Genomic DNA, 24445 nt, shown 5'->3' with positions numbered 1-24445 from the left:
CGGGCGGGAGCAGGGCGAGCAGATCGCCGGGATCGAGGACGCGCAGCCGCGCCCAGTCGACGACCGCGCCGACGGGAGTCTCCTGACCGGACAGCACTCCGTCGAGGCACTCCTGTGGGTCCTGCCGGGCGGGTTCGCCCTCTGCTCCGGCAGCGGCACGGGCGGCCATCAGAACCCGCTCTGCAGGACAGAGGCCGCCGCCCGCTTGCGGTGCGGACGGCCGTTGAGCCGCGGTGGCACCCGGCGGCAGCTCGCGCGCGGTGGAAGGAGAATCCGCTGACCTCGCCGTCCGCCGCGGACGCCGGCTTCGGTGTCCTTGAGGGGCAGGCGCCGCCCGTGTTCCGCTCACCGACGGCGAACAGCAGCTCTGGTCTGCCCTCGGCCTGAAGACCTGGCCACTTCTCCACGCGGTCCACGGACTTCGCCGTCGGCTTCCTCGACACGAACGAGGAGAGGACGCCGGTGCCGGCCATTTGAGAGCGAAACGGGGTGCCACCCGGCCCGATCAAGCCCCGCGACCGAGAAGGCGCACACCCTGGGGAGCCGTGGCCCGCAGTTCCCTCACCAAAGCGCGCACCACGGAGGACTCCGCCAGTTCGGACGTGGTGACATAGCCGACCTGGCGTGTCGGGCGTGCGGGGCCCAGATCGGTGATTCCCACCGAGTCCGGCGCTCCGGCCAGGGAGAGCGCGGGCATGATCGCCATCCCGTGTCCTGCGCTCACCAAGGTGAGAACCGCCCCGTCGTCCTCGGCCTCGACGGTCGCCTCCGGGATCCAGTCCTGTGCGGCCCACCAGTCGCGGGTGTAGGAGCCGCAGTTCTCGGCCCAGTCGACCAGCGGCAGCGAACGCGGGGTGACGTGACCCGCCGCGTGCACCAGGGCATACGGCTCGTCGAAGAGCCCCCTCGCGACGAGACCCGGTGCCAGCGGCACGGGGCCGCCGAGCGTGGCGATGGCCACATCGGCCTTTCCGCCGGCCACTTCGCCCGTGGTGCCGCGCCCCACCTCGCGGACGATCCGCACCCGCGGCTCGATCCCGGGATGCCGGGCACGCAGCCGCTGGAGGACGGGCGGCAGCAGGTGGAGAGCCGCGCTGCGAAAGGCCGCGATTCGCAGTGGCCCCTGGGCCGTGTCGGACCGACCCGCACCGCGCGCCTCAGCGGTCAGGACGTCCAGCAGGCGCAGGACGCGGCGGGCGTGCGCCACCGCTTTCTCCCCGGCAGGGGTGGGGCGGGCGCCGGCGCGGTCGCGTTCGAAGAGGACGGCGCCGATCTTGCGCTCGCTGCCGCGCACCGAGTGGGAGACCGCGGACTGCGTCAGATCCAGCGCCTGGGCCGCGGCCGAGAAGCCCCCGCTGTCCGCGACTGCCACCAGGACGCGCAGTTCGTGCGGGGCGAGATCGGAGTCGGTCGTGCGGGCCACGGGGCGCTCACCTCGTCGTATGAGAACGGCTCATGGAAACCGGCGTCGCATGAGCCCAACCGGCTGCCGGCCAGGCGCATTCCCGTCCTACGGTCCGGTCATGAACCAGACCGCGCTCACCGTGCACCAGACCGCCCGCCCGCACGGCTTTCCCACAGCCGAGCACTTCGCCTTCGCCGAGTCCACGCTTCCCGAACCCGCGGTCGGCAGCGCACTGGTGGAGAACCTCTACTGGTCCGTCGACCCCTACCACCGCGAGATGATGGACGGCGTGCCCGGCGGCTTCGCGCTCGGCGCACCGCTGGAAGGCCGTGCCATCGGGCGGGTCGTCGCCTCGCGCACGCCCCGGCTGGCCGAGGGGGAGATCGTCTTCCACCGGCGGGGCTGGCGCACGCACGCGGTGGTCGCACCCGAGGAGATCCGGCGGCTGCCCCGTTTCGACGGGGTGCCCCTGACCGCTTACCTGAGCATCCTCGGCGGCACCGGCCTGACCGCCTACGTGGGCCTGACCCGTATAGCCCGGCTCCACGAGGGAGAGGACCTGCTGGTGTCGGCCGCCGCGGGCGGGGTCGGCACGGCTACCGCGCGGTTCGCCCGACTGCTCGGCGCCGGGCGGCTCGTGGGCAGCACGGGCTCGGCGGCGAAGGCCGCCCACCTCAGGCACGAGGTGGGTTATGACGCCGTCTTCGACTACCACGACGGGTCCGCCGCCGACCTGCTCGGCCAGGCCGCACCGGACGGCGTCGACGTGTTCGTCGACAACGTCGGTGGCGAGCAACTGGCCGCGGCGGTAGGGGTGCTGCGTGAGTTCGGGCGCGTCGTGCGCATCGGCACGATCAGCCAGTACAACACCCCGGACACGGCACCGTCACGCATCAATCACGCGGATCTCGTGGAGAAGAGCATTCGCATGGAGGGCTTTCTGGTCAGAAACTACCTCGACGTGCAGGAGGAGTTGTACGAGTTCGCGGTGCCGCACCTGCAGAGCGGCCGACTCGTTGCGGACGAGACGGTCATCGACGGGTTCGAGAACATAGTGGAGGCGTTCCTGGGAATGCTGCGCGGACAGAACACCGGCAAGACCATCCTGCGCGACCGCACGCAACGGAAGTAGCCGGCACGCAGGCCTGTGGGGTGGCAGGGGTGGCGTCGAGACGGGCTGACCGGCGTGTCGAAGTGGGCTGCCGCTCGTCCTGAGTGTCGGCGAGCGGGCCGCGAGGACGGCGGTCAGCTGTCCGGGCCACAGGACGGACTCGGCCTCACCGCCCCGCTCGCGGCTGAGGTCCCCCTTCCCGGAGCGGTCAGGATGGGCGACTCCTCGGTTCTGGCGTGGCGACTTCCCGGGAGCGGAGGGGAACAGACGCGCGAGGGCGGTCAGAGGGCTCTGCCCGGGTTGAGGATGTGATGTGGATCGAAGGCCGCCTTGATGCGTTGCTGCAGCGGGTGCTGCGCGGGGCCGAGTTCCTGGGCGAGCCATTTCCGCTTGAGGGTGCCAACTCCGTGCTCTCCTGTGAGGGTGCCGCCCAGGCGGAGCGCGGTGGTGAAGATGTCGCCCGCCGCGTGCCGGGCCGCGTCCGGGATGCCGGGGGCGTCGGGTTCGAGGACGAGGACGGGGTGGAGATTCCCGTCGGCGGCGTGCGCGAAGGTGAAGATCCGTACTCCGTGGCGCTCGGCGATGACCCTGATCTCCGCGACGACTGCGGCCAGTTGGGCACGGGGCACTGCGATGTCCTCGATCAGCACGCGGCCCAGCCGCTCCAGCGACGGCAGGGCGAGTCGGCGGGCTGTCAGGAGCCGGTCCGCTTCCGCGGGGTCGGTGGTCGTCTCGACCGACACCGCCCGCTGTCGCAACAGCCCTACCGCCCCTTGCGCCTCGGCTTCCGCGGACCGTCCCTCGAACTGCAGCAGCAACAGCGCCGCGCCGCGCGAGCGCAGGTCGGTTCCCTGCGCCTCGTCCACGGCGGCCAGCACCGGCCCGTCCAGCAACTCGGCCATGGACGGGTCGAGCCGGGCCGCGGTGAGCGCCGACATCGCCTCCGTGCTCTCGGTGAAGGTGGCGAAGGACGCCGCGACGGTGGCCGTCGTCTCCGGCAGTCGGCGCAGCCGCACCGTCGCGGCGGTGATCACGCCCAGGGTGCCTTCGGAGCCGACGAGCAGGGCTGTCAGGTCGTAGCCGGTGATGCCTTTGACGGTACGGCGGCCGGTCCGTATCGCGGTGCCGTCCGCGAGAACGACGTCCAGGCCCAGCACGGCGTCCCGTGTCACGCCGTATTCGGCGCAGCGCAGCCCGCCCGCGCGGGTCGCGATGCCGCCGCCGACGGTGGAGACGGACGCGCTCACCGGGCCGGGTGCGTAGCGCAGTCCGAACTCGCCTGCCGCTCGGTCGAGTGCGGCGGTGATGACACCCGGTTCGACAACGGCGAGCTGTTCGTGCGGGTCCAGGTCGAGGATCCGGTTCATCCGGGACAGGTCGAGTACGACGCTGTCCGCACCGGCGTTCGCGCCGCCGGACAGCCCCCTCCCGGCGCCGCGCGGCACCACCGGGACCCGCAGGGCGTGCGCGCGTCGCAGCGTCGTCCGCACGTGGTCGGCGTTCGCGGCGTGGACGACGGCGAGGGGGGCGCCGTCAGGGCGGCTGCCGGAGCGGTCCGCGGAGTACGGGACGGTTGCCTCGGGGCCGGTGCTGAGGGCCGTACCGGGCAGGTCACGACGTAGATCGGCCAACAGCGCGTCGGTGGCGCGCGGCGGCGTGGGCGGGTACGTCATGTGTCGGTCCTCCTGCTGTCTCAGGGGGCAGGCACGTACTTGTAGCCCACGCGTCGCACTGTGACGATCCGCTGCCGATGGGCCACGCCCAACTTCCGGCGCAGGCGTGCGATGTGCACGTCGACGGTGCGTCCGTCCCCCACGTGGGTGTGTCCCCACACGTGCTCGACCAACTGTTCCCTGGTGTGGACCCGGTGGGGATGAACCACGAGTCGGGCCAGCAGGGCGAACTCCAGATAAGTGAGGTCCAGTTCCTCTCCGTCCAGCTCGGCGACATGGCGCTCGGTGTCGATACGGATCGGGTCACCGGCCGGGACCGCCTGGTCCGGTGTCCGTGTCGGAAGCGGTATGTCGTCGGATGCGACCGGGTGGATCTGTGGCCGCAGTCCTGCGTCGGCGAAGAGCGCGGCCGGGTCGACCCCCTCGGGAAGCAGCACCAGATAGCCGACGAGCGGGGATCCGTCGTCGGGCGGTGTGCGCTCCTCTCCTTCCTCTTGCGGGTCCTCGTCCACAAGACGCAGGCGACGAGGGGCGGTCGGCGAGGTGGGGAGCAGAGTCACGCGCGGTGGGGATGCCGAAGTCATGGCTGTAGTCGCTTCCCTGGATAGGGGGAGTTGCACGGGTGGCAGATCGACGCGCCGGCCGGGGCGGAAACCCTGACGAACCGGAGCGACCGTTCGCTGCGAGGTCGCGTGGAGACCCGTTGCGGCGATGGCCCAGCCGTCTGTCGGACCTCCGAGTGACCGCAGCGAGAAGAGGCGGGGGACCAGATACGCCCTGGAGCGCCGGTCGCCTTGCTAGCCGCGTCGGCAGACGGCGCTGGCCACTCGACGGAAGTCGACGTGCCGGCGGCGTACGAGGGGCTGCTGCGCGCGGGACATGGCCCCATGGTGAGTCAGCGCGACGACGGCGTCAACGCTTCTCTACTAAAACAGTAGGGATAGGGAGGTCCTCCACCGGGCCGGACGCCTTGAAGTGGCGGTGGACGCCCGAGGAGGGCTCTTCCAGGGGGTGGTTGTATCGATGAGCACCGGCGAGCGCCGACCGCCACTGCGGACGGCATGCAGCCTTGGACCGCGGCCGCATCGGACGACGAGAGCGTCGGCCGCATGGTCCGAGGGCGACATCGGGTGGCGCCCGCTGTGACAAGGAAGGCTTCGCCCTCCCCTTGGTGATGAGGACCTCGCCCGGTTCCCCGCCATCGCGATTCAGGGGCAGTGACGTCCTTCACGCAGGGCTGCGAAGACACCGGCCGCGCAGGTGCGGTGCGGAGGTGTGCGGGTGTGTGCGGCCCCGGCGGATCGAATCCGGCCGGGATGCAGTCCGGGGTTGTCTCACGTGCCGGGACGGATGGTGAACGCACCTTGTTCCGTGTGCTGTGGTGCGGCCATGGAGAACGCAGGTCAGGCCCGCGCTGTGCTGCTCGACCCGTTCTGGACGGGCCGCCGCGCCGACCAGTTCGCCCAGAACTGTCGCTGAACTCCGCTCCCTGACGTCGGCTCCGGGGAACTCGGCCTCATGAACACGGCGCCGGCCGTCGGTACGGTCGCCGCCACTCGCGGAATCTCACCGCGGGTACGGACGGTCGTCGTGGGCGCACCTGCTGGATCTCCCCGTACGCGGGTGTGGGCTGCGGCCTGGCGGTGGGCCCCGCCACCACCGCCCTGACCGCGCTCGGCTTGGCGCTGTGGCTGTCCCGTACGGCACACCCGGCGCCCGCCACGGCCGTGACGCCCACTCCGGCCGCGGCGGCCACGACCGGTCGCCGGAGGAGTCCGGCTCGCTCGGTGGGTGTCGCCGCGAGCTCGGCCGGCACAAGGGCACGGCGCTGGGCGCCCGTACGGCGGTCGGACCCCGGTACCCCGACCGGGAACCGGCACCGGACCGCCGGCCATGACGTGCCGTCACTGCTGACCGAAGGTGCGCACGGCCAGTTCCTCGCGCAGTCGGGTCAGCCGGTCGATCTCGGCGTCGAGGGCCGCGAGCCTGCGTGTGATCACCCCGGCGCCGGAAGTGTCGCCGTCCTGGTTCCGGCATCGCCCCGGCGGGAGCCCGCCGAGCAGGCCGAGCCGGTCGGAGAGGCTGCGCAGATCCTCGACGGTGAGGCCGAGCGCCAGCAGGTCACGGATGACCCTGACTCTGGCCACCGCCTCCGGCCCGTAGTCACGTTGCCCGGCGGGCGTGCGCAGCGGTGGTGGCAGCAGACCCCGTTCCTCGTAGAACCGCAGTGCCCGCGGGGTCGTCCCCGCCGCTGCCGCCGCGTCCCCGATCCGCATGTCCGCCCCCGAACCTCGGCCTCCGTCGCCGCGACCGCGCACCGGTGCGTCACCGTGGCGGCAATTCCACGACGACGGTTCCGAAGTGCCGTCCCTCGAACAGTCCCTGCAACGCCTGAGGGGCCCGATCCATGCCGGGGATCCGGGTGTGCGGGAAGGTGATCTCGCCGGAGCGCAGCCAGTCCCCGAAGCGCCCGGTCCATTCCGCCCCGACGTCGGGATGGTCCTGTCCGCTGTAGCCGTGCAGCGAGATGCCCCGGCCGACGAGGCGGAAGGTGTCTATCTCCGCGGGAGAACTGCCACCGCCCCGGTTCGGCGAGAGCTGTCCTGACAGCGCGCCCACCAGGGCGAAGCGTGCGCCTCGGCGCGCGGCGCGCACGGCCGCGGTGAGCTGCTCACCGCCGACGTTGTCCACGAGCACGTCGACGCCGTCCGGTGCCGCCTCCGCCAGTTGTCCGTCGAGGGGTCCGTGCCCGGCCGCGGGCACCACGACCGCGTCGTAGCCCAGTTCGGCCCGCAGTCGCTCGGCCTTGGCCGGTGACCGGGTGCTCCCGACGACCCTCCCGGCGCCCAGCAACCGGGCGATCCGACCCGCCAGCGTCCCTACGGCCCCGGCCGCTCCGGTGACGAACACAGTGTCGCCCGGACGCACGCCTGTGAGCCGGGTCAACGCCCCGTAGGCGGCCGACCCGGACGACAGATGGGCCACCGGGTCAGGCAGGAGGTCGCCGAGCGGAGCGCAGTCCGTGACCGCGACGAGGGCGTACTCCCGCCACCCGAGCAGATGCGTGACCGCGTCCCCCGGATGCAGCGGAACGCCAGGACCGGCCGCGACGACCTCGCCCACCGCGGGGCCGAACAGTGTGTCGCCGGAGCGGATGCGGGGGAGCGGCATGCCGTCGGCCTCGTCGCCGATCAGTGTGCGCAGCCCGGGAAAGACGAGGAAGTACCGGTTGCGGACGAGAACCTGTCCAGGCCCGGGGCGTGGCACCGGCCGCGACGTGATCGTGAAGTCCTCGGGCCCGGGCAGTCCGCCGGGCGTGTCGGCCAGCAGGATCTCGCGGGACGTTGCGGGCAGGTCGGCGGCCATGTCGAGGCTCCTGAACGGGTTCGAGGGCGAGCGAGGGCTGCCGGCAGCCGGAACGGCCGGGCTGCCGGAGCGCAGAACCTAACCCCTTACGCGTACGTCAGAGGCAAGGGCAACCGTCGCCACCTGCCCCACGACCGGCCCTCTGATCGGGCGGCGCCTTGGGAGCGCGACGTTCAGAGCACCTCGGAGAGCCTGCCCGTCGCCACGTCGAAGACGAACCCGCGGACGCGGTCCTTGTGCACGATGAACGGGTCCGCCTTGATGCGCGCGATCGACTGCCGCACGTCCGTGTCCAGATCGGTGAAGGCCTCGGCCGCCCAGGACGGACGGATTCCGGTGTCCTCCTGGATCGCGTCCTTGAACCCGTCGTCGGTGAAGGTCAGCATGCCGCAGTCGGTGTGGTGGATGAGGACGATCTCCTCGGTGCCCAGCAGCCGCTGGCTGATGGCGAGCGAGCGGAGCTCGTCCTGGGTGACCACGCCGCCCGCGTTGCGGATGACGTGGGCCTCGCCGTCGTTCAGGCCGAGGACGGCGTAGACGTTCAGGCGGGCGTCCATGCAGGCCACGACGGCGAGCTGCCGGGAGGGCGGCAGCGGGAGCGGACCGGAGAAGGACTCCGCGTAGCGGGCGTTGTTGGCCAGCAGGTCATCGGTCACGGACATGGGGAACCTCGGTTCTCTGGTGCGACGGGCGACGGGCGACGGGTGGCACGGGATGGGTGATGGCCGAGTGCGGCCGAGGACGACCCGGGCCGCGGAGCACTGTCACGCGGCCCGGCTACAGAACCCGTCGAAGAGATGGACGCGACGCGAGGGCCAGAAGCCCGTCAGCGCGGCGGCGAAGGTCACCATCTCCCCAGTGAAACCGCCCGTGACCCCGGCCCGCAAGAGAATGGGTGTTCGGCCGCCCCCGGGCAGACCGCAACCGCCGCTGGAGGGCGCGGGGCCTCAGGGGGCGCAGCCGGCCTCCGAGGGCCGGCGAAGATTGCGGCTCCGTGAAATGAGGTCCGTGGGCGGCGGGATCGCCCGATCTGCTGCATACAGTTGCATGCACTTGTTCCCACCGGCCCGGTCCGAGAGCTACGGAGACCCCCCGCCATGGAAGAAATCACCTGGGAGAGCCCCGGGATCGCCGACGGCATCGCCGCCATCCGGTCCGCCTCGCCCTTCGTCTACGGACTGACCAACTACGTCGCCGCGAACCTGAGCGCCAACGTGCTCCTGGCCGTCGGCGCCGGACCGGCCATCGGCGCCGCGGCCGACTTCCCCACCGTCTTCCCGGCCGGTGCCGGCGGAGTGTGGATCAACACCGCGGCGCTGATCAGCAACCCGGCCGAACCTCTCGTCGACGCGGCCCGCACCGCGCACGCGGCCGGAACCCCCTGGGTCCTGGACCCGGTCGCGGCCGGCGCGGGCGCCATCGAGTACGACGCCTTCGTGAAGGCCCTGCTCGACCACCGGCCGACCGTGATCCGTGGCAACGCCAGCGAACTCGTCGCGCTCGCCGGCGGCGACAGCACCGGCAAGGGCGTGGAGACCACCCTCTCCTCCGCGGACGCGATAGGCGCGGTCGAGGAACTCGCCCGGCGGACCGGTGCGGTGGTCGCGGTCAGCGGACCCACGGACTACCTGACCGACGGTGCGCGTACGGTCGCCGTCCCCGGCGGCGACGTCCGGCTGACGCAGGTCACCGGCGCCGGGTGCAGCCTCGGCGCGCTGATCGCCGGCGCCCTGGCCGTCGTACCCGACCCGCTCACCGCCACCGCGGTCGCCCACGTCGCCTTCGCCACGGCGGCCGAACGCGCGGGCGCCCGTACCACCGGCACCGGGTCGTTCGCGGTCGCGCTCCTGGACGAGCTGTCCCTGCTGGGCACATGACGGCGACGCCCTGCGGGGAAGCAACGCACCACACCTGGAGCACCCCATGAGCACCACTCACGGTCCGGCCGCCCCGCGCATGCACCTGGCCGCGTTCCTCAACGCCGGCCCGCAGGGCACCGTCGGCTGGCGCCATCCCGACGCGGGTGACGGGTTCCTCACCGCCGCCCACTACACACACGTCGCCCGGGTCCTGGAGGACGCCGGATTCGACCTCGCCTTCGTGCCGGACTCCCTCACGGTGCCCAGGAGTCTCGGCGACTCCTATGCCCCGGCGGTCACCTGGGGCACCGGCACCCCGCGCCTGGACCCGGTCCCCGTCATCACCCTGATGGCCGCCGCCACCCGCCACCTCGGCGTTGCCGCCACCGTCTCGACCGGCTACCAGGAGCCCTTCCATGTCGCCCGCGGCATGGCCACCCTCGACCACCTCCTCGACGGCCGCGCCGGCTGGAACGTGGTCACCAGCTTCCAGGACGCCGAGGCGCAGAACTTCGGCCAGGACCGGCTGCCCGGACGGCAGGCGCGCTACGCCCGCGCCGAGGAGTTCCTCGAGGTCACCGCCCGGCTCTGGGACAGCTGGGCCGATGACGCGATCGTCGCCGACAAGGCGAGCGGGGTCTTCGGCCGCCCGGAGGCCGTGGAGCCGTTGGACCACCGGGGCGAACACTTCGCCGTGCGAGGTCCGTTGAGCGTGCCGCGCCCGCCCCAGGGCTATCCGGTGATCATCCAGGCCGGTGCCTCCCCGGCCGGCCGGGACTTCGCCGCCCGCTGGGCCGACGTCGTCTTCTGCAGCCATGAGTCGCTGGAGTCGGCCGTCGACTTCTACGCCGACGTCAAGGCCCGCGCCGCCGCCCGGGGCCGCGACCCGGAACAGCTCAAGATCCTTCCCGCCGCGACCACCGTGGTGGGTACGGACCTGCGGGACGCCCGCGCCAAGCACGAGGCGTTCACCGAACTCGTCCACCCCGAGGCTGGGCTGTCCCGGCTCGCCTACCACGTCAACGTCGACCTCACCCGCTACGACCTCGACGGCCCGCTGCCCTCCCTCGACGAGGTCGGCGTCGAGGGCCACTACCGGGAGGTCGTCGAGTTCGCCGAGCGGGAGAAGCTGACCGTCCGCGAGATCGGCCGTTGGTACGGGGCCCGCACCGAGGGCAACATGATCGGCTCCGCGTCTGACATCGCCGACACCATGGAACTGTGGCTGGACAGCGGCGCCGCCGACGGCTTCATGATCCAGGCCACCCATGTGCCCTCCGCCTTCGAGGAGTTCGCCGCCCAGGTCGTACCCGAACTGCGCCGCCGCGGACTCGTGCGCACCGGCTACACGGGCGCCACCCTCCGCGAGAATCTGGGCCTGGCCCGGCCGGGACGCGGCGAGTGGCGCAACCGCGCCAAGTCAACGGCGACGACGGGGGAGCGATCATGACCTCCGGATCGCCGTTCGGCGAGACATCCGGGACGGCAGGGACGACATCCGGCAGGACATCCGGGACGGTGTCCGGCACGAGCACCCTCGTCGATGTCGCCTGGCTGCGCGACCGGCTCGGCGACGTGACCGTCCTCGACGCCACCGTGGACCGGCGCACCGGCCCCGACGGCGCCAAGGTCTTCGTCAGCGGACTCGGTCTTCATACCGAACGCCGCGTCCTCGGCGCCCACTTCGCCGACCTGATGGCGGGATTCTCCGATCCCGCTGCTCCTTTTCCCTTCACCTGCCCGCCCCCCTCCCACATCGCCGCCCACGCCCGAGACCTCGGCATCCGCGAGGACTCGACCGTTGTCGTCTACGACCGGCTCACCGGCGCCTGGGCAGCCCGCCTGTGGTGGGTGCTGCGCACCGCCGGCATCACAGGCGTCCGCGTGCTCAACGGCGGCCTCACCGCCTGGGAGGCCGCCGGACTTCCCGTCACCGACGGCCGCGAACCGGCCCCCGCGGCCGGGAACGTCGTCGCCCGCCCGGCCGAGGACGGCTTCGTGGACCTGGAACGCATGAAACGCATCGCCGACGGCAGCGACCCCACGCCTGCGGTGTGCGCCCTGCGCCGCCCGGAGTACCTCGGCACGCCCGGAAACCCTCGTTCCGGGCACATTCCGCGCACCACCAGTCTGCCGTACGCCGACCTCCTCGGTGCCGACAACACCTTGTCGCCCGAGCGGACCGCACGCCTCGCCAGGGCCCACGGCATACGCGCCGGCGACGGCACCGTCCTCTACTGCGGCGGCGCGATCAACGCGGCAGGGCTCGCCCTGGCACTGCACGAGACCGGTGTCGACGACGTGCTCCTCTACGACGGCTCGCTAGCGGAGTGGCGCGCCGACCCGGCGCTGCCGCTGGTGGTGGGACCGGAGCCGGACGCCGGCGCAGAGGGCCGGGACTGACCGCGGCCCTTGGCATCAGGCATGATCCGGGGGCGGCCCCCGAACCGTTTCGCGGGCCGCCCCGCGAAGAGGAACGGGCCGCCCCGCGACGAGGAAACGGATGAAGAGCACAAGGGACACGATCTACGACGAGCTGCGACACCGGCTCGCCTCCGGCCACTACCCGCAGGATGCCTCCCTGGTCCCGCTGGCCCTGAGCGAGGAGTTCGAGGTGTCGCGCACGCCGGTGCGCGAGGCCCTGGCGCTGCTGGAGCGCGACGGGCTCCTGGTGAGCACCCGGCGCGGCTTCGCCGTACGGCACCGCTCCGACGAGGAGATGCTCGAACTCTTCGAGCTGCGTGCCGTGCTGGACGCCCTGCTCGCCTCGTCGGCGGCCGTCCGGCGCAGCCCGGTCGACCTGGCCCGGCTGGACGCTCTGCTGGAGCACGCCGGGACCCTGGACGACCCCGGGCAGGTCCGGCGCAGCCTCAACGAGTGGCACGACACGGTACGCGCCGCCGCCCACAACACCACCGTCTCGTCGCTGCTGCACACCGTCGACGCCCAGGTGAAGACCAGCGCCCCCTGGCGGACGCGCACGGTCGAGGACACCTTCGACGAGACCCTCGCCGAACACCGGGCGATCACCGAGGCGATCCGGACGGGGGACGCCGAGACGGCCCGGCTGCGCATGCTGTCGCACCACGAACACGACCGGGACACGCGCATCCGGCAGAAGGTGCGCCGGGACACCGACGGCGAGCCGCCGGCCGGCTGACCGCGGGCCGGAACCGTCCGGGCAGACGGACGGCGGAGCGGGTGCGGCAGTAGTCGACATGCCGACGCGTGATCAGCCACACGCCAGAGCGCCCACTTCGCGGTGCCACGCCAGATACGCGCATCAAGGGCCTCCACCCGCCTGAAACCGATCGTTTCACCGTACGTCGCCCGCCCCTGAGGGTGTCAGGGACATGCGACGTGGTCCACAGCCGCCGAGGCACGCGACGGCCGGGACCAGCCGGAGCACCGCCGGAGCCGTCCCGTCTCGCCCGCTGGGACGCGTGGTGGACGCGCCGATCCCGGGTGTGCTTTCATCCGGCCATGACGACCACTGGCCCGGCACACACGGTGCTGCTCGACCCGTTCTGGGTGAGCCGCCGCGCGGACCAGTTCGACCAGGTCTGTTGCTGACCGCCGTCCCACGGCTCGCGCCTCTGTTCCGCTCTTCCCTTCTGCTCGTTCCCGCCGCCCCGTCCGGCCCGCATCACGGGCCTGTCGAGGTGCGGTCGGCCGCCGTTGCCGCGAAGGAACCTCCATGGCCCAGCCCACAGCCCTGCCCCTGATCGACATCTCCCGCTTCCGTGCCGCGCACACGGACCGTGCCGCCTTTCTCGCCGAACTCCGTTACGCGGCAGACAAGTTCAACATCGCCGAGATGCTGGAGATGGCCACCCAGGGCTACCTGAAGGCCACTCAGCACCGGGTCGTCAGTCCGCGGCCGGGCATCGACCGCTACTCGATCCCGTTCTTCCTCGGCCCCCGCCTCGACGCCGTCGTCAAGCCGCTGCGCCTGCCCGCCGAACTCGCGGCGCTGAGCCGGGGCGTCACCGACGATCCGGACCCAGCAGGCCGCGGCCGGGGCCGTCCCCGGTCCGGTTCGGCTGGCGGTCGGCATCGAAGGCGTCGACGACCTGATCGCCGACCTCGACGCGGGACTGCGAGCAGCCGCCGTATGACGTCCACCGCACGCGCCCGAGGAGCCCTGTCCACCATGCCCCGCAGCACCGCACTCCGTCTCGCCGCCACCGCGCTCCTCGCCGGCCTGGCCGCGACCGCCTGCGGCACCGGCGCCGCCGACGATCCCGCGAACGCCGGACAGACCAGCCAGGCGCCCCAGCCCACCGACATCGACACCGGCGCCACCGTCGACGTACGCCTCGTACTGGAGCCGACGAGCCTCGACATCGCCGACACGGCAGGCGCCGCCCTCGACCAGATCCTGCTCGACAACGTCTACCAGGGCCTGCTCACCCGCGACGAGAACAACAAGGTCGAGCCGAGCCTGGCGACCTCCTACCACCAGTCGACGGACGGACTCACCTACACCTTCCACCTCGCGAAGAACGCCACCTTCCACGACGGGAGCAAGGTCACCGCCGCGGACGCCGTCTGGTCGCTGCGGCAGGTCACCGCGGCCGGCTCGAAGAACCCCGACGCGGCCGCGCTCGCCTCCGTCAAGAGCGTCTCCGCCACCGATGACCACACCGTCGTCGTCACGCTCAAGCACCGTGACACCGGCTTCACCTGGGGCCTGACCGGACGGGCCGGCATCGTCTTCAGGAAGGGCACCGACTTCGCCTCCCTGAGCGGTAAGGAGAACGGCACCGGGCCGTTCAGACTGAGCACTTGGAAGCGCGGCTCGTCCATCACCTTCGTCCGCGACGACGCCTACTGGGGAAAGAAGGCCAAGGTCGCCAAGGTCGTCCTCCACTACATCAAGGACGGCAACGCGGCCAACAACGCCCAGCAGACCGGCCAGACCGACATCGAGACCGCCGCCGACGCCACCCTGCTCCAGCCGTTCTCCGACACGGGCAAGTACACGGTGCTGCGCGGCGACACCACCGACAAGTTCACGCTCGCGTTCAACAACGCCTCGGGACCCACCAAGGACGTCCGGGTGCGCCGCGCCATCCGCCGAGCCATCGACAACGCCGGCCTCGTCAAGACCCTCGGCGGCGCGGCCAAACTCGTCGGCGGCCCCGTCCCGGCAACCGACCCCGGCTACGAGAACCTCACGGCCGTCGACGCCTACGACCCCGCGAGCGCCAAGAAGCTGCTGAAGGAGGCCGGTTACGGCAGCGGCCTCAAGCTCACCGCGCAGATCCCCAACATCTACCCGACGGAGATCGGCGACTACCTGGCCTCCGAGTTGAAGCAGGTCGGCATCCGACTCACAGTGCGCCAGGTGGAGTTCCAGACCTGGCTCGACACCGTCTACACCAAGCACCACTACCAGCTCAGCCTCGTCGACCACGCCGAGGCCCGCGACCTGAACAACTTCGCCAACTCCGCCTACTACTACGGCTATGACAACGCCGACGTCCAGAAGTGGTACGCCGCAGCGCAGACGGCCACGGGCGACGCCGACCGCGACGCCCTGCTCAGGAAGGCGGCCCGGCAGGTCTCCGAGGACGCCGCCGCCGACTGGCTGTACGTCAGCCAGACCCTCACCGTCGTACGCGCCGGAGTCACCGGCGTGCCGCGCAACTTCACCAGCAACCGCTACGACCTCGCGAACCTCGCCGTGGCGAAGAAGTGAGGCCCGCGTGATCCTGTACGTGGTACGCCGGGCCGCACTCCTCGTGGTGTCCCTGTTCGCCGCCAGCGTGCTGATCTTCCTGGTGCTGAGACTGCTGCCCGGCGACATCGCCCAGACCATCGGCGGAATCAAGGCCACCCCGGCCCAGGTCGCGGCCGTCCGCCACGACCTGGACCTGGACCGGCCGCTCGCCGCCCGGTACGGCAGCTGGATCGGCGGAGTCGTCACCGGTGACTTCGGGCGGTCGGCCCTGGACGGCACGTCCGTCTCCGGGCAGCTCGCTGAGAAGTTCGCCGTGACCGGGCCGCTCGCCGCGGGCGCCGTCGTCCTCGCGCTGGCCTTCGCCGTCCCCCTCGGCATCTTCGCCGCCGTACGCCGTGACGCACGGCTCGGCAGCGTGGTCAACGCCCTCGGGCAGCTCGGCATCGCGCTGCCCACGCTGTGGGTCGGGCTGCTGCTCGTCGTGGTCCTCGCGGTGCAGGTGCGGTGGCTGCCCGCCCAGGGCTTCCCCATCGACGGGTGGCACGAGCCGGGGCAGGCGGTGCGCAGCCTGGTCCTGCCCTGGCTGACCCTCGCCCTGTCCGAGGGCGCCGTCCTGCTGCGGTTCGTACGCTCCGCCGTCCTGGACGTCCTGCACCAGGACTGGCTGCGCACCGCCCGTGCCAAGGGCCGCACCCGCACCGGAGCACTGGTACGGCACGGGCTGCGCAACGCGGCCGTCCCCGTGGTGTCGGTGCTCGGTCTGCAGATCGCCGGGCTGATCGCGGGCGCCGTCGTCGTGGAGCAGGTCTTCGTGCTGCCCGGCGTCGGTCAGATGCTGATCACGGACGTCGGCAACCGTGACCTGGACAAGGTGCAGGGCGAGGTCCTGCTGCTCACCGGCGCCGTACTCGCCGTCGGATTCCTGGTGGACCTCGCCCACCGGCTGATCGACCCGAGACTGCGGAGTTCGGTGTGAGGCCCGCCCCCGTGCTCCGTGCGCTGCTGCACAGCCGCAGCGGTTCCGCCGGCATCTTCCTCGTCGGTCTCCTCGTGCTGTCCGCCCTGGTCTCCCTGGTGTGGACACCGTACGACCCCACCCTCGCGCGTCCCCAGGACGGCTGGCTGCTGCCCTTCTCCGGCGGGCACGTCCTCGGCACCGACAGGCTGGGCCGCGACGAACTGAGCCAGCTGCTGGCTGGTGCCCGCGCCACCCTGCTCACCGCCGCCCTCTCAGCCGCCGTCGCCGCCGTCGTGGGACTCGCCCTGGCGCTGACGGCGGTCCTGGTGCCGCGCTGGATCGGCGCCGCCGTCGTCCAGCTCACAGACGTGCTGATCGCCTTCCCCGTCCTGCTGATCGCGATGATCCTCACCGCGGTGTACGGCGGCTCCACCTGGACCGTGGTCGGTGCCGTCGGGATCGGAGCGGGTGTCAACCTCGCCCGGGTGGCACGCGCCGAGGCCGGGCGCGTGCTGAACACCGACTACGTGCTCGCCGCCCACGCGGCAGGGTCCGGGACCTGGCGGACCGTCCGCAAGCACCTGCTGCCGAACATCGCACCCACCCTCGTGGTGCAGCTCTCCCTGGTGCTGTCCGTGGCGGTGCTCGCCGAGGCGGCCCTGTCCTTCCTCGGGTTCGGGGCACCGGCCCCCTCGGTCTCCTGGGGGCGCATGCTGCACGAGCAGCAGCAGTACATCGCCGCCCGCCCGCTGCTTGTCATCTGGCCAGGGCTCGCCGTCGCCGCCTCCGTGCTCGGGTTCAACCTGCTCGGCGACGGGCTTCGCGAGGCCGCCGACGCGCGCCTGCGGGTGCGAGTGGTCGCCGACACGGCCGCCGGGGTCCGCGTCGCCTCCGACGCCGCCGACGCGCGCCACCAGGTCCGGGAGGCGTCATGAGCCTGCTGACGGTCAGCGGTCTGAGCGTGCGGATCGGCGGCGCCACCGTCGTCGACGAGGTCGGCTTCGAACTCGCCCCCGGCGAACGGCTCGCGCTGATCGGCGAGTCCGGCTCCGGCAAGTCGCTCACCGCCCTCGCCGTGCTGGGACTGCTGCCCGACGGCGCCCGGGCCACCGGCAGCGTCCGACTCGGCGAACAGGAACTGCTCGGCCTCGACGACCGCGCCCTGTCCCGGCTGCGCGGCGACCGTATGACGATGGTCTTCCAGGAGCCCATGAGCGCGCTCAACCCCCTCATGCGCATCGGCGGACAGCTCTCCGAGCCGTTGCGCCTGCACCGCGGTCTGAACCGGCGCCGGGCCGCGGCCGCCGCCGTCGAACTCGCCGCACAGGTGGGCCTGCCCGACCCGGAACTCGCCGTCCGTTCCTGGCCCCACCAGCTCTCCGGCGGCCAGCGTCAGCGCGTCGGCCTGGCCATGGCCCTCGCCACCCGCCCGGCGCTCCTGATCGCCGACGAACCCACCACCGCCCTCGACGTCACCGTGCAGGCCGACATGCTCGCCCTCCTGGACGAACTCGTCCGCGAACAGGGCACCGCACTGCTGTTCATCAGCCACGACCTCGCCGTCGTCGCCCAGTTGTGCGCACGGGCCGCCGTGCTCAGGGACGGAAGGATCGTCGAGGAGGGCCCCACCGACAGCCTGGTACGGCGTCCCCGACAGCCCTACACCCGGCGGCTGGTAGCGGCCGCCCGCGCCACCGGAGCCGAGGAGGAGACCCGATGACCGAACTGCTGAAGGGCACCGGACTCAGCCGTGGCTTCCGGCTGCCGCGCACCTCACTGCTCGCCCCGGCCGGCCACCGCCGAGCCGTCCAGGACGTGTCGCTCCAGCTGCGCGAAGGACACAGCCTCGGCATCGTAGGGGAGTCCGGCTCCGGCAAGTCGACGCTGGCCCGGCTGCTCCTCGCCCTCGACCGGCCCGACTCCGGGACCGTGCAGTACCGGGGGCGCGAGGTGAGACCCGGCCGGCTGCTCTGGTTCCGGCGCGAGGTGCAGGTCGTGCTCCAGGACCCGATGGGCTCGCTCGACCCGCGTGCCACCGTCCGCGACATCGTCGCCGAGCCGCTCGAATGCCTTCGGCTGCCCGGCGACCACGACGACCGGGTGGACGCACTCCTGCGCGCGGTCGGCCTGGACCCGTCGGTGCGCGGCCGGTACCCGCACGAGTTCTCCGGCGGCCAGCGGCAACGCATCGCCCTGGCGCGGGCGTTGGCACCAGGTCCGAAGGTCCTGGTCGGCGACGAACCGCTCAGCGCCCTCGACGTGTCGGTGCGCGCGCAGATCCTCGCCCTCCTCGACGACCTCGCCGAGGCCTACGGACTGACCCTGCTGCTCGTCTCCCACGACATCGGCGTCGTACGGCGGCTCTGTACCGACGTGCTGGTGATGAAGGACGGCCGAGCCGTCGAACAGGGACCGGCCGCCACCGTGCTGGCCGAGCCCCGCCACCCGTACACACGCCGCCTGCTGGCCGCCGTGCCCCGGCTGCCCGCATGACCGGGAGGACCGCATGACCTCGCACCCCGCACGCCGCCTCACCCTGGGAGCCCTCGTCAACGGCTCCGGCGCCCACGTCGCCGGCTGGCGGCACCCCGACGCCCGACCCGACGGCCAGCTCGACTTCGCCTTCCACGCCGACCTCGCCCGCGCTCTCGAACGCGGCCGCTTCGACGCCCTGTTCGTCGCCGACACCGTCGCCCCCCTCCAGGGACATCAGCTGGACTCGCTGTCCCGCACCGGCCGCGCCGAGCACTTCGAACCGCTGACCCTGCTGGCCGCGCTGTCTCTGGTGACCGAGCACATCGGACTGGCCGCGACGGCGACCACGACGTACAACCACCCCTTCCACATCGCCCGCAAGGTCGCCTCCCTGGACCACATCTCGGGCGGCCGCGCGGCCTGGAACGTCGTGACCTCCGTGGTACCGCTGGAGGCCGCGAACCTCGGCTACGACAGCCATCTCGAACACGAGCTGCGCTATCGGCGCGCCGACGAGTTCGTCCAGGTCGTCAAGGCACTCTGGGACAGCTACGACGACGAAGCGGTCATCCGCGACAAAGAGGCCGGCCGCTACTACGATCCGGCCGGACTGCACACCCCCCACCATCGCGGCGAGCACTTCGCCGTCCGGGGCCCGCTGAACATCTCCCGGCCGCCTCAGGGCTATCCGGTGGTCTTCCAGGCCGCATCATCCGAGACGGGAAAGGAGTTCGCCGCCCGGCACGGGGAGGTCCTCTTCACCGCCCAGCACGAACTGGGCGCGGCACAGGCCTTCTACGCCGACATCAAGGCGCGCGCGGCAGCCCACGGCCGTGCCCCCGCCCACGTCCTGGTCTGGCCGGGCCTCACCCCGCTCGTCGCGCCCACCGAGACCGAGGCCCGGCGCAGCCTCGCCGAACTCCAGGACCTCATCCACGACGACGTCGCCCGCCGCCTGGTCGAGGACAACATCGGCGACCTCGACCTGACCGGCCACCCGGTGGACGGCCCGCTGCCCGACGTCCCCGCGACCAATCGTGGCAAGTCCCGCCGCGACCCGCTCCTCAAACGCGCACACGACGAAAAGCTGACCATACGTCAGCTCGCGCACCGGTTCGCCGCCGGGGCGGCGGTGGCCGGCACGCCTGAGCAGATCGCCGACCACATCGAGACCTGGTTCCACGCCTACGCCGCCGACGGTTTCAGCATCTCCTTCCCCTATCTGCCCGGCCCGGCGGAGGACTTCGTCGACCAGGTGGTGCCCTTGCTCCAGCGGCGCGGTCTGCTGCGCACCGAGTACGAGGGCGGCACCCTGCGTGAGAACCTCGGGCTGCCGCGGCCCGTCGCCCGCGCACGTCACCTTCAGGAGACCGGACGATGAGCCGCCGTGGCGACCATGGCCGCACCGACCGGCGCCGTGGCGATCAGCTCCACCTCAACGCCTTCCTCAAGCCGCCGGGGGAGTACCTGGCCGCCTGGCGGCATCCGGACACCGCCGCCGACGCGGGCGTGAACATCCGGGAGGTCCTCTCCTTCGCCCGGACCGCCGAACGGGCCGCGTTCGACGCGGTGTTCCTCGCCGACCTCGTCGGCGTGCCGCTCGCGAGCGAGGACGTGCTCAGCCGGGTCAGCGTGGTCAACGACTCCTTCGAACCGACCACCCTGCTCGCCGCGCTCGCCGCCGGCACCTCCCGGATCGGCCTCATCGCCACCGCCTCGACCAGCTACAACGAGCCGTACCACGTGGCCCGTACCTTCGCCTCCCTCGACCACATCTCCGGCGGTCGCGCCGGCTGGAACGTGGTGACCTCCCTCAACGACGGAGAGGCGCGGAACTTCGGCCTCGACGCCCACCTCGACCACGCCACCCGCTACGAACGCGCCGAGGAGTTCCACGACGTCGTCACCGGCCTCTGGGACTCCTTCGAGGACGACGCCTTCCGCCACGACCAGGCCGACGGGGTCTACTTCGACCCGGCCAAGCTGCACGCGCTGAACCACGAGGGCAAGCACCTCAGGGTCGCCGGGCCCCTCAACATCGCCAGGCCCCCGCAGGGCCATCCGGTCATCGTCCAGGCCGGCGCATCCGAGGCAGGCAAGAACCTCGCCGCACGCGTCGCCGACGTGATCTTCTCCGGCATCAAGGATCTCGGCCGGGCCCAGGAGTTCTATGCGGAGATCAAGGAGCGCGCCGCCGCCCACGGCCGCGACCCGGACTTCCTCAAGGTCCTCCCGGCTCTGTCCGTCATCACCGCACCGACCGAATCCGAGGCACGCGACAAACACGCCCGCCTCATCGGACTCCTGCCTCCACAGGTGGCGTTGGCCGACCTCTCCTACTGGCTCGGCGGCTTCGACCTCAGCCCCTACCCCCTGGACGGACCGCTCCCCGAACTCCCGGCCTCCAACCAGTCGCAGACCGCGCAGCAGCAGATCTACGAGGACGCCCGCCGCGACAACCTCACCATCCGCGACCTCGTCCGGCGCGTCGCCGACGACCATCGGACGATCACCGGCACGCCGGAGCGGATCGCCGACCACATCGAGGAGTGGTTCCAGGGACGTGCCGCCGACGGCTTCAACGTGGTCTTTCCCTACCTGCCCGGCACGCTCGACGACTTCGCCGACCTGGTCGTCCCCGAACTGCGCCGCCGCGGCCTGTTCCGCACCGCGTACACGGGCACCACGCTCCGCGACCACCTCGGGCTGCCCCGGCCACCCAGGACCTCCTGACCACGTACCGGCGCAGCACACCAGCCCACCACCACACCCGCACTCCCACCCGCCGCACAAGAAGGAGATTGTCATGACCACCGTCGACCGTCTCGAGATTCTCCGGGCCGGCCCCCGCTTCGGCGCCGAAGTCGTCGGCGTCGACCTGACGGCGCCCGTCGACGACACCACCGCCGAGGAACTGCGCCGTGCCTTCCGCGAGCACAAGGTGCTCGTCTTCCGCGGCCAGCACCTGACGCCCGACCAGCAGGTCGCGGCTGTCGGCATCTTCGCGCGGCCCTTCGACCACCCGACCGCCGTGAAGCACCCGGCCAACCCTCTGGTCTACCCGTACAACGTCAAGCAGACCGGCAAGGCCGCCACCTGGCACATCGGTGGACTGTGGCGCGACCCCGTCTTCGCGATCGAGTCCCTGACCTACGAGGTGGTGCCCGAGTTGGGCGGCCACACCCTGTGGGCGGACCTCCAGGCCGCCTACGACGACCTGTCCGAACCCTTCAAGGTGCTGCTGGAATCGGTCGGCGCCCTCTACGACGGCAACGCGGAGAACTACGCGCAGGGCAGCAGGAAGAACGCTCCCGGCGAACCCGTCGAGCACCCTGTCGTCCTCACCCATCCGACCACCGGGCGCAAAGGCCTCTTCATCAGCAGCTCGGCCAGGCAGCTCACCGGAGTGACCCCGGCAGAGAGCAAGGTGCTGCTCGACCACCTGCTCCGGCACGCCTCCTCGCCGGACTACACGATCCGTTTCGGCTGGAAGCCCGGTGACTTCGTCCTCTGGGACAACAGGGCCACCTGGCACTATGCGGTCGACGACTACGGCGACGGCGAGCGCGTCTACCGCAAGGTCCTCGGTGTGGAACCGGACGCGGTTGTCACCCAGCGGTCCGCCTGAATGCTCCCGGGAGAAGACCGCGCCGCCCGGCGAGTACTGCTGGTGTGCCTGGCGGCGGGAGCGACCACCCTGCTGGACCAGGCGGTGCTGAACATCGCCGTCCCGAGCATGCGGCACTCGCTCGGGGCCGGTGCGGCGGACGTCCAGTGGATCGTGGCCGGCTACTCACTCGCCTTCGGGCTGGCCCTGGTCCCCGGGGGCAGCCTCGGTGACCTGCACGGACGCAAGTGGCTCTTCCTCGTCGGCGTGGCCGTCTTCCTCCTCGCGGGGGTGGCGGCCGCGACCGGTCGGGGGCCGGGGACCCTCATCGCCGCGCGGCTGGTGCAGGGTGCCGCCGCGGGGGTCGTCAACGCCCAGGTGATCGGCACCATCCAGGACGTGTTCCATGGGTCCGACCGTGGCCGGGCGCTCGGTCTGTACGCGCTGACGGGCGGCGTCGCCGCGGCTCTCGGCCCACCGCTCGGCGGCGCACTGGTCGCCGGGCTCGGACCCGAGGCCGGCTGGCGGTACTGTCTTCTGCTCAGCTCACCGTGCGCGATACTCACCCTGGTCCTCGCGGCCCGCTGGCTGCCAGCGCCTCGGCGCACCGCCCGCGACTCCCGACTGGACCTGCTCGGCCTCGCCCTGGCCTGCGGATGCACCCTGACGCTGATGGTGCCGTTCATCCGCACACCGGACAGCGGGGTAGCGACACTCCTGTGGGCTGCCGGAGTAGCCGTCCTGGCCTGCACGTTCGTCCTGCACCAGCGACTGCGCGTACGCGGGGACCGGCTGCCGCTGATCCATCCGGCACTTGTGTCGTCGCGGCCGTACATGCTGGGCACGGCCGTCGCCATGGCCCAGTTCGGCTCCTCGATCGCCGCGTCCCTCCTGCTGACCGTCTTCCTCCAGGACGGGCTGGGTCTGTCCGCCCTTCTCACAGCAGCCATCTCGCTCCCCGCGGCGATCGCGATGGGTGTCTCCTCGGCACTCGCCTGGCGGCTGGTGCGCAGGATCGGACCCCGCACGGTGACTGTCGGCCTGGCGCTGGGCGTCTGCGCCACCCTGGGCGGGGCGGTGGCCGCGCTCCTGGCACCGCCCGGCGCCCTGCCGGTCCTGCTCGCCGTGACTCAGCTGCTGTCGGGTGCCGCCGGCGGCCTCTCCGTCTCGCCCAACCAGACCCAAGTCCTCCAGCATGCCCCGGCCGAGGCCGCCGGCGTGGGCGGCGGCATCCTGCAGATGGCTCAGCGCATTGCGGCGGCGGTCTGTCTCAGCGCCGTGTCCGCGGTCTACCTGCACTCCGCCTCCGGCTCGTCCGGGGACAGCGGCCCACGAGCCGCGTACGCGCTCGCCTCCTGTGTCTGCGCCGGGCTGCTCGCCGCCGCGTTGGTGCTGGCGCGACTGCGCGGGGCTGCCGCCGCGCCCCGTTCACCCAGACCTGAGTTCCCCACCCCGAGGAGTTCCCGACATGACCGGCACCGCGACGAACGCAGCCCGCAAGAACGGTAGGAGCCCGGATGAACCGGAGCTGCTGCTCGGCACCGCACCCGACCCCCGGCCCGGACTGCGCGCCTACCTGGAGGTGAAACGGGCCGCCCTGCTCGCCAAGCGGCAGGCCCAGCAGACCGCTCCCGTCACCGAGCCGAACCGGTTGCGGGCCCGCACCAAGGCCGAGGAACGCAGCGGCGTACGGCGCATCCGCATCCGCCACCACCAGATCCTCAGTGACTCCCCACCGGACTTCGCGGGCTACGACCTCGGGCCGGCCTCCCCGGAGATCCAGCTCGGCGCCCTGTCCAGCTGCCTCACCCACATCTTCCTCATCCAGGCAGCCGACCTGCGCATCCCGCTGGACTCCCTGGAGGTCGAGGTCCAGGCGGACCAGGACCCGCGCGCCGGGGAACCCGGCTTCGAGCACGTGCCGATCTACCCGCACAACATCTCCTACACCGTGCACATCACCTCACCCGCGAGCAGGGACCGCGTCCGCGAACTCCACGAGACGGTCGAACGCAAGTGCCCGATCTACAACCTGCTGATCAACCCGCAGCACATCGCCGGACGGGTCGTGCTGACCGGAAGTCCGCAGGAGATCTGACGGCGGTCGAGGCCGACCAGCGGCGCGCCATGTCACCGGACAACCGCTCCAGAGCCTCGGCCACCGGGGCGGACGGATCCTCCCCCCAGGGCGTGCTCGGCCAGGCGTCGACCGCGGCCGGGTCGAGGATGTCGTGGTGGGGGTCTTGGACGCCCTGGGGACGGCCCTGCGGACACCGGCTTCCAGCTGTCGGCGCTGACAGGAGCG

The 24445-nt window shown here is 71.9% G+C and carries 23 protein-coding genes; 16 read left to right on the top strand and 7 right to left on the bottom strand.

What is annotated here, in order from left to right; all coding sequences use genetic code 11:
• Window positions 1-505 precede the first annotated feature (505 nt).
• A complete protein-coding gene (locus ACIRQ9_RS19295) occupies window positions 506-1423 on the bottom strand; it encodes a LysR family transcriptional regulator (protein WP_404174369.1) in 918 nt (305 codons plus the stop codon).
• A gap of 100 nt (window positions 1424-1523) precedes the next feature.
• Between ACIRQ9_RS19295 and ACIRQ9_RS19290 the strand changes: the two genes are divergently transcribed.
• Window positions 1524-2537: an NADP-dependent oxidoreductase gene (locus ACIRQ9_RS19290; protein ID WP_404174366.1), complete on the top strand. Its 1014-nt coding sequence runs from the start codon at window positions 1524-1526 to the stop codon at window positions 2535-2537.
• A gap of 260 nt (window positions 2538-2797) precedes the next feature.
• Here the strand turns inward: ACIRQ9_RS19290 and ACIRQ9_RS19285 are convergent, their stop codons facing one another.
• The 6 genes from ACIRQ9_RS19285 to ACIRQ9_RS19260 form a co-directional block, all read right to left on the bottom strand.
• Window positions 2798-4189, bottom strand: a complete 1392-nt coding sequence (locus ACIRQ9_RS19285; RefSeq protein ID WP_404174363.1) for an FAD-binding oxidoreductase — start codon at window positions 4187-4189, stop codon at window positions 2798-2800.
• 20 nt (window positions 4190-4209) lie between these two features.
• A complete protein-coding gene (locus ACIRQ9_RS19280) occupies window positions 4210-4773 on the bottom strand; it encodes a winged helix-turn-helix domain-containing protein (RefSeq protein WP_404174360.1) in 564 nt (187 codons plus the stop codon).
• A gap of 213 nt (window positions 4774-4986) precedes the next feature.
• Entirely contained in the window at window positions 4987-5070 is an 84-nt protein-coding gene (locus ACIRQ9_RS19275) for a putative leader peptide (RefSeq protein WP_351945955.1), read from the bottom strand.
• A gap of 1023 nt (window positions 5071-6093) precedes the next feature.
• On the bottom strand, window positions 6094-6465 hold the full coding sequence (locus ACIRQ9_RS19270; RefSeq protein WP_404174357.1) for a MerR family transcriptional regulator: 372 nt from the start codon (window positions 6463-6465) through the stop codon (window positions 6094-6096).
• A 49-nt stretch (window positions 6466-6514) separates the two neighbouring features.
• Window positions 6515-7555 carry an MDR family NADP-dependent oxidoreductase gene (locus tag ACIRQ9_RS19265; RefSeq protein ID WP_404174354.1) on the bottom strand — a complete coding sequence of 347 codons (1041 nt, stop codon included), beginning with the start codon at window positions 7553-7555 and terminating at the stop codon, window positions 6515-6517.
• Between the two features lie 173 nt (window positions 7556-7728).
• Entirely contained in the window at window positions 7729-8217 is a 489-nt protein-coding gene (locus ACIRQ9_RS19260) for a beta-class carbonic anhydrase (RefSeq protein WP_401649794.1), read from the bottom strand.
• A 435-nt stretch (window positions 8218-8652) separates the two neighbouring features.
• Here ACIRQ9_RS19260 and ACIRQ9_RS19255 point away from each other — a divergent pair, with 435 nt between their 5' ends.
• From ACIRQ9_RS19255 to ACIRQ9_RS19185, 15 genes are all read left to right on the top strand, one after another.
• Entirely contained in the window at window positions 8653-9432 is a 780-nt protein-coding gene (locus ACIRQ9_RS19255) for a hydroxyethylthiazole kinase (RefSeq protein WP_404174351.1), read from the top strand.
• A gap of 46 nt (window positions 9433-9478) precedes the next feature.
• Window positions 9479-10864: an LLM class flavin-dependent oxidoreductase gene (locus tag ACIRQ9_RS19250; RefSeq protein ID WP_404174348.1), complete on the top strand. Its 1386-nt coding sequence runs from the start codon at window positions 9479-9481 to the stop codon at window positions 10862-10864.
• A 68-nt stretch (window positions 10865-10932) separates the two neighbouring features.
• Window positions 10933-11817 carry a sulfurtransferase gene (locus ACIRQ9_RS19245; RefSeq protein ID WP_404174345.1) on the top strand — a complete coding sequence of 295 codons (885 nt, stop codon included), beginning with the start codon at window positions 10933-10935 and terminating at the stop codon, window positions 11815-11817.
• Window positions 11818-11917: 100 nt separating this feature from the next.
• Entirely contained in the window at window positions 11918-12574 is a 657-nt protein-coding gene (locus ACIRQ9_RS19240; protein WP_404174342.1) for a GntR family transcriptional regulator, read from the top strand.
• A gap of 835 nt (window positions 12575-13409) precedes the next feature.
• Entirely contained in the window at window positions 13410-13532 is a 123-nt protein-coding gene (locus tag ACIRQ9_RS19235) for a PLP-dependent transferase (protein ID WP_404174532.1), read from the top strand.
• The gene (locus tag ACIRQ9_RS19230) at window positions 13529-15118 is read left to right on the top strand and encodes an ABC transporter substrate-binding protein (protein ID WP_404174529.1); all 1590 of its coding nucleotides are present in this window, start codon (window positions 13529-13531) and stop codon (window positions 15116-15118) included. The genes ACIRQ9_RS19235 and ACIRQ9_RS19230 overlap by 4 nt, the downstream gene beginning before the upstream one ends.
• A 7-nt stretch (window positions 15119-15125) precedes the next feature.
• Window positions 15126-16076: an ABC transporter permease gene (locus tag ACIRQ9_RS19225; protein WP_404174339.1), complete on the top strand. Its 951-nt coding sequence runs from the start codon at window positions 15126-15128 to the stop codon at window positions 16074-16076.
• Window positions 16073-16993, top strand: coding sequence for an ABC transporter permease (locus ACIRQ9_RS19220; protein WP_404174336.1), 921 nt, complete (start codon window positions 16073-16075; stop codon window positions 16991-16993). The genes ACIRQ9_RS19225 and ACIRQ9_RS19220 overlap by 4 nt, the downstream gene beginning before the upstream one ends.
• Window positions 16990-17778 (top strand): ATP-binding cassette domain-containing protein, encoded by a 789-nt coding sequence (locus tag ACIRQ9_RS19215; protein WP_404174333.1) that lies wholly within the window; start codon window positions 16990-16992, stop codon window positions 17776-17778. Before ACIRQ9_RS19220 ends, ACIRQ9_RS19215 begins: the two co-directional genes overlap by 4 nt.
• Window positions 17775-18551, top strand: coding sequence for an ATP-binding cassette domain-containing protein (locus ACIRQ9_RS19210; protein WP_404174330.1), 777 nt, complete (start codon window positions 17775-17777; stop codon window positions 18549-18551). Before ACIRQ9_RS19215 ends, ACIRQ9_RS19210 begins: the two co-directional genes overlap by 4 nt.
• Window positions 18552-18564: 13 nt before the next feature.
• Window positions 18565-19914: an LLM class flavin-dependent oxidoreductase gene (locus ACIRQ9_RS19205; RefSeq protein ID WP_404174327.1), complete on the top strand. Its 1350-nt coding sequence runs from the start codon at window positions 18565-18567 to the stop codon at window positions 19912-19914.
• The gene (locus ACIRQ9_RS19200) at window positions 19911-21266 is read left to right on the top strand and encodes an LLM class flavin-dependent oxidoreductase (protein WP_404174324.1); all 1356 of its coding nucleotides are present in this window, start codon (window positions 19911-19913) and stop codon (window positions 21264-21266) included. Before ACIRQ9_RS19205 ends, ACIRQ9_RS19200 begins: the two co-directional genes overlap by 4 nt.
• A 73-nt stretch (window positions 21267-21339) precedes the next feature.
• On the top strand, window positions 21340-22161 hold the full coding sequence (locus ACIRQ9_RS19195) for a TauD/TfdA dioxygenase family protein (protein WP_404174321.1): 822 nt from the start codon (window positions 21340-21342) through the stop codon (window positions 22159-22161).
• The gene (locus ACIRQ9_RS19190; RefSeq protein ID WP_404174318.1) at window positions 22162-23649 is read left to right on the top strand and encodes an MFS transporter; all 1488 of its coding nucleotides are present in this window, start codon (window positions 22162-22164) and stop codon (window positions 23647-23649) included. It abuts the gene before it with no gap.
• Entirely contained in the window at window positions 23609-24238 is a 630-nt protein-coding gene (locus ACIRQ9_RS19185) for an OsmC family protein (protein WP_404174315.1), read from the top strand. Before ACIRQ9_RS19190 ends, ACIRQ9_RS19185 begins: the two co-directional genes overlap by 41 nt.
• Window positions 24239-24445: the final 207 nt, after the last annotated feature.

Origin of the sequence: Streptomyces sp. NPDC101237 (genome assembly GCF_044767465.1) — a bacterium.
Taxonomy (GTDB): Bacteria; Actinomycetota; Actinomycetes; order Streptomycetales; family Streptomycetaceae; genus Streptomyces; species Streptomyces gramineus.
This window is presented reverse-complemented; position numbering and strand designations above follow the sequence as displayed.

Excerpts from the sequence above, each read along its gene's own strand:
- ACIRQ9_RS19195 (WP_404174321.1), top strand. The coding sequence starts at position 21,340 with ATGACCACCGTCGACCGTCTCGAGATTCTCCGGGCCGGCCCCCGCTTC.
- ACIRQ9_RS19255 (WP_404174351.1), top strand. The coding sequence starts at position 8,653 with ATGGAAGAAATCACCTGGGAGAGCCCCGGGATCGCCGACGGCATCGCC.
- ACIRQ9_RS19265 (WP_404174354.1), bottom strand. The coding sequence starts at position 7,555 with ATGGCCGCCGACCTGCCCGCAACGTCCCGCGAGATCCTGCTGGCCGAC.
- ACIRQ9_RS19230 (WP_404174529.1), top strand. The coding sequence starts at position 13,529 with ATGACGTCCACCGCACGCGCCCGAGGAGCCCTGTCCACCATGCCCCGC.
- ACIRQ9_RS19210 (WP_404174330.1), top strand. The coding sequence starts at position 17,775 with ATGACCGAACTGCTGAAGGGCACCGGACTCAGCCGTGGCTTCCGGCTG.
- ACIRQ9_RS19185 (WP_404174315.1), top strand. The coding sequence starts at position 23,609 with ATGACCGGCACCGCGACGAACGCAGCCCGCAAGAACGGTAGGAGCCCG.
- ACIRQ9_RS19275 (WP_351945955.1), bottom strand. The coding sequence starts at position 5,070 with ATGTCCCGCGCGCAGCAGCCCCTCGTACGCCGCCGGCACGTCGACTTC.
- ACIRQ9_RS19190 (WP_404174318.1), top strand. The coding sequence starts at position 22,162 with ATGCTCCCGGGAGAAGACCGCGCCGCCCGGCGAGTACTGCTGGTGTGC.
- ACIRQ9_RS19240 (WP_404174342.1), top strand. The coding sequence starts at position 11,918 with ATGAAGAGCACAAGGGACACGATCTACGACGAGCTGCGACACCGGCTC.
- ACIRQ9_RS19285 (WP_404174363.1), bottom strand. The coding sequence starts at position 4,189 with ATGACGTACCCGCCCACGCCGCCGCGCGCCACCGACGCGCTGTTGGCC.
- ACIRQ9_RS19260 (WP_401649794.1), bottom strand. The coding sequence starts at position 8,217 with ATGTCCGTGACCGATGACCTGCTGGCCAACAACGCCCGCTACGCGGAG.
- ACIRQ9_RS19290 (WP_404174366.1), top strand. The coding sequence starts at position 1,524 with ATGAACCAGACCGCGCTCACCGTGCACCAGACCGCCCGCCCGCACGGC.
- ACIRQ9_RS19215 (WP_404174333.1), top strand. The coding sequence starts at position 16,990 with ATGAGCCTGCTGACGGTCAGCGGTCTGAGCGTGCGGATCGGCGGCGCC.
- ACIRQ9_RS19270 (WP_404174357.1), bottom strand. The coding sequence starts at position 6,465 with ATGCGGATCGGGGACGCGGCGGCAGCGGCGGGGACGACCCCGCGGGCA.
- ACIRQ9_RS19200 (WP_404174324.1), top strand. The coding sequence starts at position 19,911 with ATGAGCCGCCGTGGCGACCATGGCCGCACCGACCGGCGCCGTGGCGAT.
- ACIRQ9_RS19205 (WP_404174327.1), top strand. The coding sequence starts at position 18,565 with ATGACCTCGCACCCCGCACGCCGCCTCACCCTGGGAGCCCTCGTCAAC.
- ACIRQ9_RS19250 (WP_404174348.1), top strand. The coding sequence starts at position 9,479 with ATGAGCACCACTCACGGTCCGGCCGCCCCGCGCATGCACCTGGCCGCG.
- ACIRQ9_RS19280 (WP_404174360.1), bottom strand. The coding sequence starts at position 4,773 with ATGACTTCGGCATCCCCACCGCGCGTGACTCTGCTCCCCACCTCGCCG.